Here is a 16,096-nt window from a genome sequence, read left to right on the forward strand (position 1 = left end):
TTGCATGAATTCTGTACATTGTCCCTTAGAATTGTGCTGAGAGAATTTAGAAAAAGCAATTAATATTGCATAGCGAATCGTTAACGTATACAAGTCAACGATTCCGTACCTCAGACGATTGTCCGATAATGTACGTTATGTCAGATTTCAAAGAAATCTCGACATAACGTCTCGCGGTTATATAACCAAGCTAAGTTTGCTTACATAACCGCTCGCGGTCGTCACGTTTTATATACCCAAGCTGCGCTGGCTTACATAACGTAGCGCCACCCTACGGCAATTATGATTCCGCGATTATTTCCTGAGCAAGACTTGGCTGATATGATCTCTCGGTCATTACTTAACGGTTGTGTGATGATGGCGCTTGGAAAGGACCTCGTCGATGATGCTGCGTTGGGCTTGCTTGGCTTGCAGATACATCAGGACCAGTTCGGCGACGAAAAAGATGCCCAAGATGACGGCGGACGGGATGCCAAGCATGGCGTAGAGATGACGAATGATGCCGTGGATTTGAGCATGCAATAACTTGTAGACGCCGTACGGCGCGCAGCACAGGAACATCGAGACGATCTGCATGATGACGACTGACCACTGCACGGTTTCGACCTTGCGATGGTCGTCTTTTTTACGAAGGGCTCCGTTGACAAGGCACATTGCGCAGATTCCCAAAGCCCATAGCAAAGCGAAAAGCCAGAGAAATCCTGGAAGTATTGCGGTCATATGTTCAAACCTTTTGTGTGGATCTTACTGACAACTGTTATGTTAAATCTAAAAAGCTGTTGTGCTGATAAATGTAACAGTTACCAGTGGATGAGCAATAATATAATCGACAGTTTCGGGAACATCGGACGGAATAAATGCCGACATTAATGTCAATGTTGCATAGCTCTTTCAAGATGTTGGTTTTCGAGCTTTTGACGCATACGTTCGGCTGCGATATCGTCGATGGGCGAAACAGGCAACGCGGAAACTGAGGAATCACCGGGCGTGATGTCAACGTGTTTTTCCTGCTCAAGCTGGGCCTCGACCTGATGCCACAACTTCCCCACCGAAACTCCGAAAACCGCGGTGCCTTCGTCAATCAGTTTCAGTACTTCGTCGCCGTTCTCGCATTCTTTGACATCTTGGCCGTCACAGATGATGGTCATGTGTTCAAGCTCAGTGGTGCGATGACAAGAAAGAAAACCGATGGCAGAAGTGACGTTCTGCAAATTGACGCCAATGTCCAATAGCTTCTTTGACACGGCAAGAATCAGGACATCCTTGAACGAATACAGTCTTCTGGAACCTGATCCGTGTGAAGTGGCAATGGAAGGGACCAAGATCCGCTTACTGGCCCAGTAATCAAGCTGGCGGTAGGTGATACCGGCAACCTTGGAAGCCACGGTTCCGCGGTATCCCCGGGTATCCGCCTCATCGCTCGATTCGGAGAACAACTCCCCCTGCACCAAGTCGGCAGAATTTCCGCCTTTTGTTTTCGGAGTTTTGCCCAGAGAAGAAGAACGAGACGGTGTCCTGGCAATTGTTGTTACTTTATTGCTGGTTTTCAAGGCGTTCTCCTTTCTTCTGGCAATTTCAAGCTTCAGCGAAAACTCTCACTGAGCAACCACAGCAGATGGCGAGAAGAACACCAAGCGGAACTTCCCGATCATAATCTCGTCACCGTTGTGCAGCGTCGCACGGTCGACACGTTGACGATTAACGTACGTTCCGTTGAGGCTCCCGGAGTCATCGACTTCGAAGGTGTTGCCGGCACGACGAAAGACTGCATGCGCACGCGAAACAGTGGAATCGTCCAGAAGGATGTCGGCATGCGGGTCGCGCCCGACACTCACCTCGTCTTCATCAAGCAGGTAGCGGGAACCGGATACCGCTCCCCTGGTCGAAATCAGCAATGCCGAACCCGGCGACAATTTGGTGATGGTGTCCAGATCATCCTGGGTCAGAGGACGGTCGCCCGTAGAGGTGACCGGAATATTGACAGCGGGCATGCCGATGATGGTCGTTTCGCCCGCACTTGGAATCGGATTAGTCATAATTTCATTCTACCGTTTTTGCATACTGATATTGCCCGACATCGCGTGTCTCGCTGATATCTACACTTTCGCTTGGGGTGACGGTGACGTCGGCGCCGAATTTCACTTTGAATCTCGAGCCCACTCCCCCGGCGATATTGACGGCGTTCTGCAGGTTCTGCGGGTCGCCGATCGCCTTGACCTTGTACGGGGTCTTCAAGGCCTGCCCGTCGCATTCAAGACCTTTTTTCGTGTCCGAAATGTAGGTCGAAGTCACCACACGCACGTTGTCAAGCGCCATGACTTCGACGCCTGCGTTGCGCAGCTCCTCGAGCAGCTGGAACATTGTGGCGGCGTCGATGCGTTCTTTGCTGCCTTGAGAGATCGTGATGATGACGCCTTTGCCTTCGGCGGGCAGGCGGCCGGAAAGGATACCGCTGGTGTCTTCGTTCTCCTTGGCAATGCGCTGAGCCTCCTGCTGCTTGTTTGCGGAAGCTTTCAACGAGTTGAGCTGGCCGGTAAGCTCGGTTTTGCGCTGCTGAAGGTTCTGCACCTGCGTGCTGGTTTCGCTGATGAGCCTCGTCAGTTCTTCCTCGCTCATGGTCTCGTAGCTGGAGGTCTTGTTGTTGAGCTGAATGGCATAGCCGAAGCCGAGTAGAGCGCACAAAAGGACAATCAGAAGGCTGGTCATCAATCTGGTGACGATGCCCCCGCCCATTTGCCGTATCGGTTTTTTGCGTACGATCGGGAAGGAGCCGGTGTTGGTACGGTCGTTTTCCCGATCCTGCGCATGCTGGATGTGCATGCTGTTGAGGATGTTGCGTTTCTTGATACCTGCCATCGTCGATCAGCCCTTGAAAATGAACCGGCGTATGGCGGAGACGTTGGAGAATATTCGTATGCCGAGCACGACGATGACGGCGGTCTGCAGCTGGGAGCCGACGCCGAGCTGGTTGCCGAGCAGGACGAGCAGCGTGGCGGTCAAAACGTTGGAAATGAAGGAAATGACGAATACCTTGTCGGAGAAGGAACGTTCGAAATAAGCCCTTGCGGCACCCAAAAGCGCATCGAGAGCCGCAACGACCATAATCGGCAGATACGGTTGCAGGACTATAGGGATATCCGGCTTCACGAAGATGCCGATGATGACCCCGACAATCAGACCGAGCACTGCTGCCATCATTTGCTCCTTTTTGCTTCGGTTATGTTGGTGGTTTCCGCCGCTGGCAGTTTCAATGAATAGGATCGCGATATCTGAGGATTAATACCGGCCGCGTTAAGCGTACGGTACAGGCCAGGCTGCGATTTGCTGTTCATTGCCTCTGACAGGTCTTTTGCATCACCTATCACTTCTATCTTATAGGGACTCGTTACCTGATTCACCCCTATGAGAATCGTCTGGCCCGCGGTTCGCACCGACGTCGAAACGCCGATACGGTATCCGTTGATTGCTATCGCCTCGGCGCCTGCCTTCCAAAGCAGGTTGACGATGCCCTGAAGGTCAGCATCGGTGACTACACGGATATGATTCGTGTTGTTTTCCCTTGGTGCGGCACCGTTGGCCGCTCCGGAAGCCACTGGATCGGCCAAAGTAAAGACGATTCCGGGACCTTTGACAGCCAGTGTGCCGTTCACCATCTCGTCTTGGCTCAGTGTGGAATCCGGGCTGGCGTTGGGCATGGAATCCGCCTGCTTGACGACTTTGGCGTGCAGATCCGTGACCTCGGTGGTGACTTTCTTGAGGCTCGCATTCTGTTGTTCCAGCTCCGAAATAAGGCTTGCGCGTACCTGCTTTCGCGGGTCGGTATTGAGCTGACGGACGAAAACGCTGCCGACGAAACCCACCGCGATACAGATGATGAAGACGATGATGCGAGTGGACCAGATCGAAAGTGCGGAGCGTGGTTTCTGTTGGGTCAGCCTGGCATCGGAAAACAGCGGATCGAGCGGTCGGTTGGTCAGATCGTCGATGAGACGAAGGCTGTCATCGTCGACTTTGCGTCGGTGCCGGGAAGAAAGCGCAGCCGTATCATCTGCGTCGACGACATGCCAAGAGCCAACATTTTGAACGGCTTTGGAGAACACTGCGCGGCGTTTGCTCGGCTGTTCGTCGATTTCAACGGGAAATGAAGCGGGTGCTCGTTCCGGTTTTGTCATTTATTGCCCGAATCATGACGAACCAGTGTAATACCTTGGCGGATATAGATATATCCAGCCAACCAATAAAGAACGATACCCCAGATGCCAGCGGCCAGCGCGGCCAAATGGATGATTTGTGTAAACGTATTGTTCCATAAATCCGCGAAAATCAGCGCTGCGATTGAAATCATCAGCAACGCGGTGCCGGCTTTGCCGACGAAATGCACCGGCAGAGGTCCGTAGTCATGCTGGGCAAGGACAACAATCAGTATCAGCAGTATCAGGTCACGCAACCCCACGATGAACAACATCCACCATGGAATGATACCGGCCAAGCCGAGAGCCAGGATGCTGCAGAATATCAGTAGCCTGTCGGCCACCGGGTCGAGAATCTGACCGATTTTGCTGACTTGGTTCCACTTGCGGGCGATGGTTCCGTCCAAACCGTCACTGGCCGCCGAAACCGCGAGCACAATAAGCGCCGCAACCATCTTGTGCTGTGCCGTGAGCCATGAGATGAAGGGTATTGAGACGATGCGCAGAATACTGATGAGGTTCGGCACAGTGAAGTAGATATCACGTGCGTCCGGACTGTAACGGTTGTTGGAATTGATTGGAAGTTTCATAAAACGGGTTCAGATTCTTGAAGCTTGCAAAGCGGTGACGATGATGGCTCGTGCGCCGACGTCATAGAGTTGGTCCATCGTCTGATTCACCTTCTCGCGTTCCACCATGGCGCGGACAGCGCACCATTGCTGGTCGTGAAGCGGTGAGATGGTGGGGCTTTCAAGCCCCGGGGTGAGGGCTACGGCAGCGCCGACCTTGCTGACGGGCACGTCATAGTCCATCATCACATATCGTCGGGCGGTCAGCACGCCTTCAAGACGTCGCTTGAAGATCTGCAGCTGCTTGTCGTGCTCGGAGATGTGCGGGGAACGGATGAGAATGGCTTCGGAGTGCAGGATCGGGTCGCCGAAGATACGCAAACCTGCGTTGCGCAACGTCGTGCCGGTGGAGACGACATCGGCGATGAGGTCGGCGACACCAAGCTGAACGGAGGACTCGACGGCACCATCAAGGTGTGTGATGTCGGCATGCAGGCCATGCTCGGTCAAATAATCCCGAACGAGCTTGTCGAAGGAGCTGGCGATGCGCTTGCCATCAACGTCTTCGAGCTTGGTGATGGACGAATCCTTGGGGGCAGCGAAGCGGAAAGTCGACGCTCCAAAACCAAGCGGAAGGTCTTCGGTGGCTTCAGTGTCGGTGTTGAGTAGCATATCGCGACCCGTAATACCGATATCGATGGCGCCTTGGCCTACGTAAATGGCGATATCAAGAGGACGGAGGTAGAAAAGCTCGACCTGATTGTCTTCGTCCTGAACCACCAATTGACGTGGCTGGGTGCGCAGTTGGTATCCGGCTTCCTTCAGCAGACTCCACGCGGGTTCAGAAAGCATGCCCTTGTTGGGTACCGCGATTCTCAGCATTCCTTTCCTCCTTCACTGCTCTTTCTCATTGCTAATCCGATGTGCCAAACGTCATCGGTTATGTTTCTACAGGTTCTTGTACAGGTCTTCGAGACTGATACCGTGCTTGATCATCATCACCTGGATATGGTAGATGAGCTGGCTCATTTCCTCGGCGGTACGGTCCGCGCCTTCGTATTCGGCGGCAATCCAGGTCTCCCCTGCCTCTTCATTGATCTTCTTGCCAATGAAATGCGTGCCTTTGTCGAGCTCGTCGACCGTTTTGGAACCTACCGGACGGGTTTCGGCCTTTTCGCTAAGTTCTTTGAACAGTGATTCGAATGTCTTCATCGTTTTCTCTCCGTTGTTTTCTGCACTCCATAGTGTGGACGGCGTAAGTAATATGTCAGGCCTGATACGCGGCTTCCGCCTTGGCCCGGATGTCGTCGATCGCCTTGGCACGGTCATCGGCTCCATAGACCGCAGAGCCCGCGACGAGCACATCAGCACCGGCCTTGGCCACGATGTCGGCCGTCTTGGGGCTCACACCGCCGTCGACCTGGATATGTGTGTTGAGGCCACGACGGGTGATTTCGTCGCGCAGACGGCGAACCTTGGCCATCTGATTGTCGAGGAACTTCTGGCCGCCGAATCCGGGCTCAACCGTCATGATCAGAATCATATCGAACTCTTCGAGGATGTCGAAAATCGGCTCGACCGGTTCCGCAGGACGCACCGCAAAGCAGGCCTTGCAGCCCATTCCATGCAGCTGGCGCGCCAGACGCACCGGGGCGTGAACGGCACCCATATGGAAGCTTACTGACGAGGCTCCGAGCTTGGCATATTCGGGAGCCCAGCGATCGGGGTCGTCAATCATCAGATGCACGTCGACAGGCAGATCGGTCACCTCGCAGATGCGCTTGACGACGGGTTCTCCGAGGGTGAGATTCGGCACGAAATGGTGGTCCATCACATCAACGTGAACCAAATCGGCATGGTCAATGGCTTTGAGGTCACGTTCAAGATTGCAGAAATCCGCGGAAAGAATGCTTGGTGCGATTTGAATGGTCATAATTGTATATCCTATGCTGTGCGAACGACTTGAAAACGGCTTGTAACAAAGCCTGAGAGAATTTTAGCCGTGTTTTTAGACATCAAAATTTTAGATGCCCTAATATTGTTTTGTATTATCGAAGGCTTTCTTGGGTCTACTGCTTTTCGGCTTTGTTCTTGGCTTTTTCAGCATCGGCCTCAGCCTGTTCCTCAACTTCTGTCAAGGTACGTAGACGCTCGGAAAGACTTATGGTGGAACTTCCGAGCTTTTGCACGACGACGAACGCCACCACGCCCAGTATGAAAACGATCATAGAGACCCAGACGTTGACGCGTACACCGAGGATTTCATGTGCGAAATCGATGCGCAGCGCCTCAATCCAGGTGCGGCCGGCGGTGTACCACATCACGTAAACGGTGAACAGGCTTCCTGCTTTGAGGCGATTCATGGCCTTGTGGCCGATCCAGATGATAAGTGCGGCACCGATGAGGTTCCAGATCATTTCGTAGAGGAACGTGGGCTGGAAGAGGGTGCCAGTCGGGCAGGTCTCGCCGTCGTAGCACTGTTCGCCGTGACCGATGGCCGAGCCGGTCATGTTGAGTTTTAAACCCCACGGAAGGGTTGTGGGGGCGCCGTAGAGCTCCTGATTGAACCAGTTGCCTAGTCTGCCCACTGCTTGGGCCACCAAGAGCCCCGGAGCCACGGCATCGGCAAGCAGAGCCATCGGATAATGCTTATGACGGCACCAGGCCCAGGCGGCCAGTGCACCGAAGAGCACGCCGCCCCAGATGCCGAGGCCGCCGTTCCAGATGCGCAGTATCTCCATGGGGTCACCGTTCGGGCCGAAAAAGCGTTCCGGCGTGGTCACCACGTGGTAAAGACGTGCGCCGATGATGCCGGCAGGCACTGCGCACAACGCAATATCAAGTATCTGGTCGAAGTTGCCGCCGAGTTTCTTCCAGCGTTTCTCGGTAATCCAAACGGCGAAAACGATGCCGAGTAGGATGCACAGCGCGTAAAAACGAATCGGAATCGGGCCGATCGACCAGTTGCCGATTTTCAGCTGCGGAATGACGACCTTCGAAATACTCGGAGATGGGATATAAGCCAGGCTGCGTCCTGCAAACACGTTCAATGTCAATCCTTGTATCATGGCCCCTCAAAGCAACTTTCGCCGATATTGTCTCTGCCGGCCATCATACCCGAGGCCATAACCGCTGTAATCTCCCGAATTTCAGCGGCAGATGTCGTAGGCGGCGTCTTCAGGTTTGCGCTGACCGACCACCACAGGAACTTCCCCGCCTTCTTCGAAGCAGGAACGTGCACCGGTATGGCAGGCCGCACCGACCTGGTCGACTTCGACCAGCAACGCGTCGCCGTCGCAGTCCAACGACAGGCTTTTGACATACTGCACGTGGCCTGAGGTGTCGCCTTTGCGCCAATATTCCTGACGGGAACGCGACCAGAACGTGACCCGGCCGGTGGTCAACGTGCGGCGCAGCGCCTCGTCGTTCATGTAGCCGACCATCAGCACCTGCTTGGAATCATATTGTTGGATGACTGCAGCAACGAGCCCTTTGCCGTCGCGCTTCAGCCGCGCCGCGAGACGGGGATCCAACGTTTTGCTGTTGTCGTAAGTAATGTCGTCGTTATTCAACTTTTTCTTCAGTCTTCCTTGATTTCTTTCTTTGTTGCGAGTTACGATTGCGCTCATATCGGCGAGTTTCCAGCGTAACCCGGCAACCATTGAGTTATGTTATATTTTAGCTGTTTTTAACGGACCATCGCCGGCTCACGAACCGTGATGCCGTGTTCCTTCATGGTCTCTTTGACCTGCGCGATGGTCATCTTGCCATAATGGAACACCGAGGCTGCAAGCACCGCATCCGCTCCCGCCTCGACAGCGGGTGGGAAATCCTCAAGTTTGCCAGCGCCGCCGCTGGCGATCAGCGGAATGTTGACCACATTGCGCATGGCCTTGAGCATTTCGATGTCGAAGCCATCTCCGGTGCCGTCGGCGTCCATCGAATTGAGCAGGATTTCGCCGACACCAAGTTCTTGAGCACGTTGCGCCCACCACAGGGCGTCGATGCCGGTGGAATGTCGGCCGCCCATCGTGGTGACCTCGAAGCCCGACTTGGTGTGCTGTTCCCCTTTTTCGCGCCTTGCGTCCACGGAAAGCACCAACACTTGGTTTCCGAAACGTTGGGCCACCTGGCTGATGAGCTCGGGATTGTTGATGGCTGCCGTGTTGACGCTGACCTTGTCGGCGCCGCTGCGCAGGAGAGCATCCACGTCGCCGACGGTACGTACTCCCCCGCCGACGGTCAAGGGAATGAAAATCTGCCCGGCCGTTCGGGTGACTACATCCATCATGGTCTGCCGATGGCTGCTGGAAGCGGTGACATCAAGGAAAGTGAGCTCGTCGGCACCTTCGTCATAATAACGCGCGGCAAGTTCCACCGGGTCGCCGGCGTCACGCAGATTTTCGAAATGGACGCCTTTGACTACGCGTCCGTCGTCCACATCCAGACATGGGATTACTCGTATCGCCAAAGACATAACGCCACTCCTCATCAACCGTCAAATACCTGATTCAAGACTAATTCATCATTCGGAATTGAGAATCCGCTGTCTCAAAACGACCATTATGCGCGGATGTTCTTCGCGGCAAGCTGGCCGCAGGCACCGTCGATATCGGAGCCTCGGGTGTCACGCAAGGTCGCGGTGATGCCGGCGCTGTGGAGAATATCAAGGAATCGTTGCTCGTCCTCGGGTTTCGAGGCGGTCCATTTCGAGCCTTCGATGGGATTCAGGGGAATCGGGTTGACGTGTACCCAGTTGTCTCCGTAATGGTTGAGGCGATGGGCCAGTTGGCGGGCATGTTCGGCCTGATCGTTGATGCCGCGCATGAGAGCATACTCGATGCTGACACGGCGATGGCTGGCCAGGTAATAGTCATGGGCAGCGTCAAGCACCTGCTCGGAATTGAAACGCCGGTTCATCGGCACCAGTTCGTCGCGAAGTGTGTCGTTTGGTGCGTGCAAGGAAACGGCAAGGCGAACAGGGATGCCTTCTTGGGTCAGTTTCCTGATACCGGGAACCACGCCGACGGTGGAAACGGTGATGTTGCGCGCAGAAATGCCGAACCCTTCGGGCGGCATGGCGCTGATCTGCCGGACGGCGGAAAGTACAGACTTGTAGTTACCCATGGGTTCGCCTTCTCCCATGAACACCACATTGCTCAACCGGCCGGGGCCACCTGCGATTTGTCCATCGGCCATCGCCTTTGCTGCAACACGAACCTGCTCGAGGATTTCAGCAGTGGAAAGATTACGGGTGAGCCCGAGTTGGCCGGTGGCGCAGAACGGGCAGCCCATGCCGCAGCCAACCTGGCTGGAGATGCAGAGCGTGGCGCGGTTTGGATAGCGCATGAGCACCGATTCGATATGCGAACCGTCGAAAAGCTCCCACAGCGTCTTGATGGTGGTGCCGTTGTCGGCGACCTGATGCGTCACTTCGGTGATCAGCGTCGGGAAGAACGCCTGCTGCGCCTGCTCCCGTTTGGCGGCTGGGAAATCGGTGAACGTGGACACATCGTTGTTGAAATGCTCGAAATAATGATTGCCCAGCTGCTTGACCCTGAATTTCGGCATGCCAAGCTCTTTGGCTGTCTCGATGCGCTGCTCTTCGGTCATATCGGCGAAGTGCAGCGGCGGCTTACCGCGACGAGCGTGGTTTTTGGCCAGCACATCGCGAAATGCCCCAGACTCTCCCCCAGCGGTCACTCCAGATTCGACAGTTTCGGCAGCGCTAGCAGAAGTATCTGCCGATTTGGAAAGCCCAGAATCGTTACTCTTAACATCATTCATAATTATCGTCATTCAATAGTTAGATATATTTATCAATATCTACGAAATGGAACAGTTGCCTATAAAAGCAATTCGCAAGAAATTTAAAGCTGGCCGAAGCCTACATGCCGGTCGCCCAAAGCAGCACAGTGAAGAACGGCGCACACAGCAGAATCGAATCGACGCGATCGATGACCCCGCCATGGCCCTTGAGCAGGTGGCCCATATCCTTCAGGCCCATGTCACGTTTGAGCATCGAGGCGCAAAGGTCGCCGAATGTACCGATGACACCGACCAACACGCCGGTAAGAATCGGGACCCACCAATGTGATGCCCACAAGCTGGGATAGGTGATGGCGAAAATCACGAAGGCGCCGATCATGGCGAAAAGAATGGAGCCGCAAAGCCCTTCGACGGATTTCTTGGGTGAGATACGAGGTGAAAGCTTATGTTTCCCAAAGAAGGCTCCAAAGAACAGCCCACCGGTATCCGACAAAGCTGGTAGGAAAATCAGCATGATGGCATGGGCCACCGGATGACCATTGAAGGTTTCCGGCAGGATAATGCAGGATGCCAGCACGAGAATGTATAAAACAAGGAACACAGAAACGGCAACGTTGTCGATGCTGCTCTCGCCGGTTTTGCTGTTCGCTGCCGAGGAGTCCGAGCTTTTTTCGACGTCCTGCGCGGCGGCCAACTTGCCTTCGATGGCACCAGCAAGCCGTTTGCCCACGTTATGACGGACATTGGCTGCGATTGCCACGCCAACTACAGAAACTGCAATACCCACGCCAGCAGCCAATACATGGTTCGGGACATAATACACAGACAGCAGCGTTCCGGCACAGCAGACCCACAGTACAATCAGCGGAATATAAAGATGGACCGTGGCAAAGGAAACATGAAGCTCACGCAGTGCAAGCACCAGAAAAACGGCAATCAGCAGAATGTAGAGATCGATCTTGATGAGCAGGCAAGCGACGATGAGGGCAATGAGAAATACGGCAGTGGCAACGGCCTGAGGCATGTTGCGCCCTGTTTTCTTGTTGATGTCGTTGAGCGCGGTGCTCATTTCGTCGCCCGCCTCATGCCGTTGTTTGTCGCTCATTACCCTTCTCTTTCATGTCTGCCTAACAGGTTTTCGCACGTTTCCAAAGTTTAAAACCTAATAACGTAAAACTTAGAAGCCGCGCAACATACCGAATCAGACCTCCATGATCTCCTTTTCCTTGGCTTCAAGGAGCTGATCGATGGTCTCGGTAGTGTCTTTGGTGGCCTTGTCGAGATCCTTTTGCAAACGGTCGCCCTGATCTTCGCCCATGTCGCCATCCTTGACGGACTTGTCGATGGCTTCCTTGGCCTTACGGCGGATGTTGCGCACTGCGACCTTGCCATCTTCGGCCTTGCCCTTGGCGAGCTTGACGTATTCTTTGCGGCGGTCTTCGGTCAGTTCCGGCATGGTCAGGTGGATGACGTTGCCATCACGGCGTGTGCTGCCGCCGAGGTCGGAATCACGGATGGCCTTCTCAACGGCGTTGGCCTGCGAACCATCGAACGGGGTGATGGAAAGGGTGCGCGGTTCGGGCACGCCGATGGAGGCGACGGCTTTGATCGGCGTCGGGGCGCCGTAATAGTCGACGACCAGGCCGTTCAAAAGTGCCGGGTTGGCGCGACCGGTGCGGATGCCGGAGAAGTTCTCCTTGGTGGCCTCCACGGACTTCTTCATCTGTTCCTTGGCTTGTTCTACAGGGTTTGCCATTGTGTTCTCCTTTGGTGACTCTTGGTGCGAGTCTCGGTTTTTGCGTTTGCGGTTGTATTAATTATTGATTGATTGAAAGCATCAGAAAATATAATGTTCAGTTAATTATTGAGCGAGCTCGGATTCAAGGTTCGAGACAAGCGTGCCGATGGGTTCGCCGACCAAGGCCTTGGTGACGTTTCCGGCCTCTTCCAAGCCGAAAACACGGATATGCTGGTCGTTTTCACGGGCCATGGAAAGCGCCGCAGCATCCATGACGGCAAGGTTGTCGACCAACGCACGCTGATAGCTCAAAGTCTTGAAACGCTTGGCATTCGAATCCTTGCGGGGGTCGGCAGTATAGATGCCATCGACGCCGTTCTTGCCCATAAGCACCGCATCGCAGTGAATCTCCAATGAACGCTGGATGGAGACGGTGTCGGTGGAGAAGTATGGCATACCGGCCCCTGCACCGAAAATGACCACCCGTCCCTTTTCAAGGTGGCGAATGGCCTTCAATGGAATATACGGTTCAGCGACCTGGCCCATGGTGATGGCGGTCTGTACGCGGGTGGCCTGACCTTCCTGCTCAAGGAAGTCCTGCAACGCAAGGCAGTTCATAACGGTGCCGAGCATGCCCATGTAATCGCCTCGGCTACGTTCGATGCCGGCCTGCTGGAGCTCGGCGCCACGGAAGAAATTACCGCCGCCGACAACGATGGCTACTTCGACGCCCTGCTCCACGGCTTGGTGGATTTCCTGAGCGATGCGACGAATCACTGCGGTGTCGATGCCGATATGGCCGCCTCCGAAAGCCTCTCCTGAAAGCTTCAGCAACACTCTTCGGGCTGTATCGTCCTTGCCATCTTTAGTCATCAGCGGCCTCTCTATCCTTACATGGCGGCATATTACTGACTATTAGGTTATCTGTTCACAACGACAGCAAGGCCGCGTGTGCATTTGGTTTCAGGTAATTGCATGTAACACTTAGTCTTCATTGACAAAACAACGATACGTTATCGGATCAAGATAAATAGAATTGGTAAACAGTCATACGCTCACATCTAAGTCAAAAGCCAGACACATAAAAAGTTGGCCGATATCCAAACGATACCGACCAACTTTTTATCGAATCAGAACGCTATGAAAAGCGAAGAATCACTTCTCTTCGCCCTTGCCGACCTCGATGCGGGCGAAGGCGAGAAGCTCGCCACCGGCCTGCTTGAAGAGATCGCCGACGGACTTGGAAGTGTCCTTGACATATTCCTGCTCGAGAAGGACGTTTTCCTTGTAGAAGGCGTTCATGCGGCCTTCAACAATCTTGGGGATGATCTTCTCGGGCTTGCCTTCCGCTTGGGACTTCTCGGTGGCCACGCGACGCTCGGACTCCACGACATCGGCTGGAACGTCCTCGCGCTTGAGCCACTTGGCACCCATCGCGGAAATCTGCAGAGCAGCCTCGTGAGCAACGGACGCGCCTTTTTCGTCAGTGGCGACGATGGCGACGATGCTCGGCGGCATCTCGGCGGACTTCTTGTGCGCGTAAATCTCGACCTTCGGGCCTTCGACCTTGGCTACCTGGCCGACCTTCACATGCTCACCGAACAAGGCTGCGGCTTCCTCAACGGTGGTCTTGACGGTGCCATCGGCGGATGCGGCTGCGAGCACCTCGTCGGCGGTGGATGCGCCGGCCTTGATGGCGTCATCGAGCACACCGTCGGCAAAAGCGACGAACTTCGGGGTCTTGGCCACGAAGTCGGTCTCGGAGTTGAGCTCGACGGCGTATCCGGCCTGGCCGCCCTCGGTGTCGACCACACGGGAGGCGATAGTGCCTTCCTGGGCGGTGCGGCCCTCACGCTTGCCTGCGGCCTGAATGCCCTTGGCGCGGATGATTTCCTTGGCGCGAGCCACGTCGCCTTCGGCCTCGGTGAGCGCCTTCTTGACGTCCATCATGCCTGCGCCGGTGTCTTCACGAACCTGCTTGATCAAAGCTGCTGTAATTGCTGCCATGTATATCTCCTTGAAAAATATTAATTGCTAATCAATGCACCAAAGGCGGCGCGGAAGCCAGAAGTTTCCGACACCGCCTTTTGCACGTAATGCTCTCAGGCCTTGGCCTCTTCGACCTTGGTTTCCTCAACCTTGGCCTCTGCGGGGCTGGTCTCGGCGGTAGCTGTTGCGTTATCCGCGGGCTTCTCGTTGTCCTTGAGCAAGTCCTTCTCCCAAGCGGCCATCGGCTGCTCGGACTTGTCTTCGGTCTTCTCGGCCTTGCCGCTGCGCTCAAGCAGGCCGTCGGCGACGGCGTCAGCCATGAGGCTGGTCAGCAGCTCGATGCCGCGGATGGCGTCATCGTTGGCTGGAATCGGATAATCCACGAGGTCGGGATCGGTGTTGGTGTCGACGATGGCGACGACCGGGATGCTCAGCTTGTGGGCTTCCTCGACGGCCAGCGCTTCCTTGTTGATGTCGACGACGAACATGGCCGAAGGCGTGCGGGTCATGTTGCGGATGCCGCCAAGCTGCTTCTCGAGCTTGTTCTTCTCGCGCTGCAGGAGCAGGAGCTCCTTCTTCGTCAGGCCGGAGCCGTGGACGTCGGTGAAGTCCATCTCTTCCAGTTCCTTCAGGCGTGCGACGCGCTTGGAGACGGTCTGGAAGTTGGTGAGCATGCCGCCGAGCCAACGCTCGGAAACGTAGGGCATGTTGACACGGGTCGCCTGGGTGGCGATGGCTTCCTGAGCCTGCTTCTTCGTGCCGACGAAGAGGACGGTGCCGTTGTGGGCCACGGTCTGCTTGATGAAATCGTAGGCCTTGTCGATCAGGTCAAGCGACTTGAAGAGATTGATGATGTGGATGCCGTTGCGTTCCATCAGGATGTACTGCTTCATCTTGGGGTTCCAGCGACGGGTCTGATGGCCGAAGTGCAGTCCTGCCTTCAGCATTTCGCTCATAGTAATCTGAGCCATGATAATGCTACCTTTCAGTCGGTTATTGCCTGGCCATGCGGGCCTGCGTGCAACGGTTCCGCTTGAAAAGCGAGACCATCGACCGACACAGTCCGTCACGTGCATAGCGCGAATTCGTGCGTTTGATTGACAATAATTGTTGGATTCCTTGGCAACGTGACCGCTTTGGAATCCGTTTAACACACTGTTCTTTAAAATAGCACAAACGTGGTATAAAAGGCGCTTCTTCGGTATGCGCGTAACGATGGCGAAAATTTGGGCTTTCAAACCAAGTAATAGCGAGATTTCTCGAGGAATGATTCACCGAGAAAAAATTGTTCGGATACCGAAACTCATCAATATCCGAACAACTCATGACGTTCATCGCCGCTTGGCGGTTCTACTCACTGCCCTTCGCGCATGCGGCGCATGGCCTCGCGACGTTCTTCCTTCTCAAGGCGATCGAGGTAAATGTGCCCGTCAAGATGGTCCGTCTCATGCTGGAGCATGCGGCCCATGATGCCGGTGCCTTCCACGACGATAGTTTTGCCGTCGAGGTTGATGCCGCGGACTCGCGCGTAATCGGCGCGACGCGTCTTGTACCAGAGCTTGGGCACCGAAAGGCAGCCTTCGTCGCCATACTGCTCTCCTCGGGTCTCTTCGATGACCGGGTTCAGAACGTAACCGAGTTTGCCGTCGATGTTGTAAGAAAAGGCTCGCAGACTGATACCGATCTGGTTGGCCGAAAGTCCGGCACGACCTGGATCGTCGACCGTGTCCAGCAAATCCTGCACCATATTTCGAACCGCCGGGGTGATCTCGCGAATCGGTTCACATGGGGTTCTCAACACCGGATCGGGAACGACCCTTATTTCTCGTAACGCCAATGCA

The 16,096-nt window shown here is 54.9% G+C and carries 20 protein-coding genes; all 20 read right to left on the bottom strand.

The window, feature by feature from the left end; translation table 11 throughout:
- Positions 1 to 336: 336 nt before the first annotated feature.
- The 20 genes from OZX72_RS04890 to def all read right to left on the bottom strand — a co-directional run bounded on the left by OZX72_RS04890 (position 337) and on the right by def (position 16,092).
- Positions 337 to 720 (bottom strand): hypothetical protein, encoded by a 384-nt coding sequence (locus OZX72_RS04890; protein WP_277159274.1) that lies wholly within the window; start codon positions 718 to 720, stop codon positions 337 to 339.
- Between the two features lie 152 nt (positions 721 to 872).
- Positions 873 to 1,493 carry a MerR family transcriptional regulator gene (locus OZX72_RS04895; RefSeq protein ID WP_277159367.1) on the bottom strand — a complete coding sequence of 207 codons (621 nt, stop codon included), beginning with the start codon at positions 1,491 to 1,493 and terminating at the stop codon, positions 873 to 875.
- 102 nt (positions 1,494 to 1,595) lie between these two features.
- Positions 1,596 to 2,036: an FHA domain-containing protein gene (locus OZX72_RS04900; protein WP_277159275.1), complete on the bottom strand. Its 441-nt coding sequence runs from the start codon at positions 2,034 to 2,036 to the stop codon at positions 1,596 to 1,598.
- A gap of 4 nt (positions 2,037 to 2,040) precedes the next feature.
- A complete protein-coding gene (locus tag OZX72_RS04905; protein WP_277159276.1) occupies positions 2,041 to 2,856 on the bottom strand; it encodes a DUF881 domain-containing protein in 816 nt (271 codons plus the stop codon).
- 6 nt (positions 2,857 to 2,862) lie between these two features.
- Positions 2,863 to 3,195: a small basic family protein gene (locus OZX72_RS04910; protein ID WP_277159368.1), complete on the bottom strand. Its 333-nt coding sequence runs from the start codon at positions 3,193 to 3,195 to the stop codon at positions 2,863 to 2,865.
- Positions 3,195 to 4,172 (bottom strand): DUF881 domain-containing protein, encoded by a 978-nt coding sequence (locus OZX72_RS04915; protein ID WP_277159277.1) that lies wholly within the window; start codon positions 4,170 to 4,172, stop codon positions 3,195 to 3,197. Before OZX72_RS04915 ends, OZX72_RS04910 begins: the two co-directional genes overlap by 1 nt.
- Positions 4,169 to 4,780, bottom strand: coding sequence for a CDP-alcohol phosphatidyltransferase family protein (locus OZX72_RS04920; protein WP_277159278.1), 612 nt, complete (start codon positions 4,778 to 4,780; stop codon positions 4,169 to 4,171). The genes OZX72_RS04915 and OZX72_RS04920 overlap by 4 nt, the downstream gene beginning before the upstream one ends.
- A gap of 9 nt (positions 4,781 to 4,789) precedes the next feature.
- Positions 4,790 to 5,641: an ATP phosphoribosyltransferase gene (gene hisG / locus OZX72_RS04925; RefSeq protein WP_277159279.1), complete on the bottom strand. Its 852-nt coding sequence runs from the start codon at positions 5,639 to 5,641 to the stop codon at positions 4,790 to 4,792.
- Positions 5,642 to 5,707: 66 nt separating this feature from the next.
- Positions 5,708 to 5,971 carry a phosphoribosyl-ATP diphosphatase gene (locus OZX72_RS04930; RefSeq protein ID WP_277159280.1) on the bottom strand — a complete coding sequence of 88 codons (264 nt, stop codon included), beginning with the start codon at positions 5,969 to 5,971 and terminating at the stop codon, positions 5,708 to 5,710.
- A 55-nt stretch (positions 5,972 to 6,026) separates the two neighbouring features.
- Positions 6,027 to 6,692, bottom strand: a complete 666-nt coding sequence (gene rpe, locus OZX72_RS04935; protein ID WP_277159281.1) for a ribulose-phosphate 3-epimerase — start codon at positions 6,690 to 6,692, stop codon at positions 6,027 to 6,029.
- 136 nt (positions 6,693 to 6,828) lie between these two features.
- Entirely contained in the window at positions 6,829 to 7,827 is a 999-nt protein-coding gene (gene lgt / locus OZX72_RS04940) for a prolipoprotein diacylglyceryl transferase (protein ID WP_277159282.1), read from the bottom strand.
- Positions 7,828 to 7,908: 81 nt separating this feature from the next.
- On the bottom strand, positions 7,909 to 8,331 hold the full coding sequence (hisI, locus tag OZX72_RS04945) for a phosphoribosyl-AMP cyclohydrolase (RefSeq protein ID WP_277159283.1): 423 nt from the start codon (positions 8,329 to 8,331) through the stop codon (positions 7,909 to 7,911).
- A 116-nt stretch (positions 8,332 to 8,447) separates the two neighbouring features.
- Complete coding sequence (gene hisF / locus OZX72_RS04950; RefSeq protein WP_277159284.1) at positions 8,448 to 9,236, bottom strand: imidazole glycerol phosphate synthase subunit HisF; 789 nt, start codon at positions 9,234 to 9,236, stop codon at positions 8,448 to 8,450.
- Between the two features lie 86 nt (positions 9,237 to 9,322).
- Complete coding sequence (rlmN, locus tag OZX72_RS04955; RefSeq protein ID WP_277159285.1) at positions 9,323 to 10,546, bottom strand: 23S rRNA (adenine(2503)-C(2))-methyltransferase RlmN; 1,224 nt, start codon at positions 10,544 to 10,546, stop codon at positions 9,323 to 9,325.
- A gap of 100 nt (positions 10,547 to 10,646) precedes the next feature.
- The gene (locus tag OZX72_RS04960) at positions 10,647 to 11,633 is read right to left on the bottom strand and encodes a phosphatidate cytidylyltransferase (RefSeq protein WP_277159286.1); all 987 of its coding nucleotides are present in this window, start codon (positions 11,631 to 11,633) and stop codon (positions 10,647 to 10,649) included.
- A gap of 96 nt (positions 11,634 to 11,729) precedes the next feature.
- Positions 11,730 to 12,284: a ribosome recycling factor gene (gene frr, locus OZX72_RS04965; protein ID WP_277159287.1), complete on the bottom strand. Its 555-nt coding sequence runs from the start codon at positions 12,282 to 12,284 to the stop codon at positions 11,730 to 11,732.
- A gap of 105 nt (positions 12,285 to 12,389) precedes the next feature.
- A complete protein-coding gene (pyrH, locus tag OZX72_RS04970; protein WP_277159288.1) occupies positions 12,390 to 13,139 on the bottom strand; it encodes a UMP kinase in 750 nt (249 codons plus the stop codon).
- Positions 13,140 to 13,421: 282 nt separating this feature from the next.
- Positions 13,422 to 14,273 (bottom strand): translation elongation factor Ts, encoded by an 852-nt coding sequence (gene tsf, locus OZX72_RS04975; protein ID WP_277159289.1) that lies wholly within the window; start codon positions 14,271 to 14,273, stop codon positions 13,422 to 13,424.
- A gap of 95 nt (positions 14,274 to 14,368) precedes the next feature.
- The gene (rpsB, locus tag OZX72_RS04980; RefSeq protein WP_277159290.1) at positions 14,369 to 15,226 is read right to left on the bottom strand and encodes a 30S ribosomal protein S2; all 858 of its coding nucleotides are present in this window, start codon (positions 15,224 to 15,226) and stop codon (positions 14,369 to 14,371) included.
- Positions 15,227 to 15,609: 383 nt separating this feature from the next.
- On the bottom strand, positions 15,610 to 16,092 hold the full coding sequence (gene def / locus OZX72_RS04985) for a peptide deformylase (RefSeq protein ID WP_277159291.1): 483 nt from the start codon (positions 16,090 to 16,092) through the stop codon (positions 15,610 to 15,612).
- Positions 16,093 to 16,096: the final 4 nt, after the last annotated feature.

The sequence above is a fragment of the Bifidobacterium sp. ESL0769 genome (genome assembly GCF_029395495.1).
Taxonomy (GTDB): domain Bacteria; phylum Actinomycetota; class Actinomycetes; order Actinomycetales; family Bifidobacteriaceae; genus Bifidobacterium.

Excerpts from the sequence above, each read along its gene's own strand:
- OZX72_RS04890 (WP_277159274.1), bottom strand. The coding sequence starts at position 720 with ATGACCGCAATACTTCCAGGATTTCTCTGGCTTTTCGCTTTGCTATGG.
- OZX72_RS04900 (WP_277159275.1), bottom strand. The coding sequence starts at position 2,036 with ATGACTAATCCGATTCCAAGTGCGGGCGAAACGACCATCATCGGCATG.
- OZX72_RS04905 (WP_277159276.1), bottom strand. The coding sequence starts at position 2,856 with ATGGCAGGTATCAAGAAACGCAACATCCTCAACAGCATGCACATCCAG.
- OZX72_RS04910 (WP_277159368.1), bottom strand. The coding sequence starts at position 3,195 with ATGGCAGCAGTGCTCGGTCTGATTGTCGGGGTCATCATCGGCATCTTC.
- OZX72_RS04915 (WP_277159277.1), bottom strand. The coding sequence starts at position 4,172 with ATGACAAAACCGGAACGAGCACCCGCTTCATTTCCCGTTGAAATCGAC.
- OZX72_RS04920 (WP_277159278.1), bottom strand. The coding sequence starts at position 4,780 with ATGAAACTTCCAATCAATTCCAACAACCGTTACAGTCCGGACGCACGT.
- hisG (WP_277159279.1), bottom strand. The coding sequence starts at position 5,641 with ATGCTGAGAATCGCGGTACCCAACAAGGGCATGCTTTCTGAACCCGCG.
- OZX72_RS04930 (WP_277159280.1), bottom strand. The coding sequence starts at position 5,971 with ATGAAGACATTCGAATCACTGTTCAAAGAACTTAGCGAAAAGGCCGAA.
- rpe (WP_277159281.1), bottom strand. The coding sequence starts at position 6,692 with ATGACCATTCAAATCGCACCAAGCATTCTTTCCGCGGATTTCTGCAAT.
- lgt (WP_277159282.1), bottom strand. The coding sequence starts at position 7,827 with ATGATACAAGGATTGACATTGAACGTGTTTGCAGGACGCAGCCTGGCT.
- hisF (WP_277159284.1), bottom strand. The coding sequence starts at position 9,236 with ATGTCTTTGGCGATACGAGTAATCCCATGTCTGGATGTGGACGACGGA.
- rlmN (WP_277159285.1), bottom strand. The coding sequence starts at position 10,546 with ATGAATGATGTTAAGAGTAACGATTCTGGGCTTTCCAAATCGGCAGAT.
- OZX72_RS04960 (WP_277159286.1), bottom strand. The coding sequence starts at position 11,633 with ATGAGCGACAAACAACGGCATGAGGCGGGCGACGAAATGAGCACCGCG.
- frr (WP_277159287.1), bottom strand. The coding sequence starts at position 12,284 with ATGGCAAACCCTGTAGAACAAGCCAAGGAACAGATGAAGAAGTCCGTG.
- pyrH (WP_277159288.1), bottom strand. The coding sequence starts at position 13,139 with ATGACTAAAGATGGCAAGGACGATACAGCCCGAAGAGTGTTGCTGAAG.
- tsf (WP_277159289.1), bottom strand. The coding sequence starts at position 14,273 with ATGGCAGCAATTACAGCAGCTTTGATCAAGCAGGTTCGTGAAGACACC.
- rpsB (WP_277159290.1), bottom strand. The coding sequence starts at position 15,226 with ATGGCTCAGATTACTATGAGCGAAATGCTGAAGGCAGGACTGCACTTC.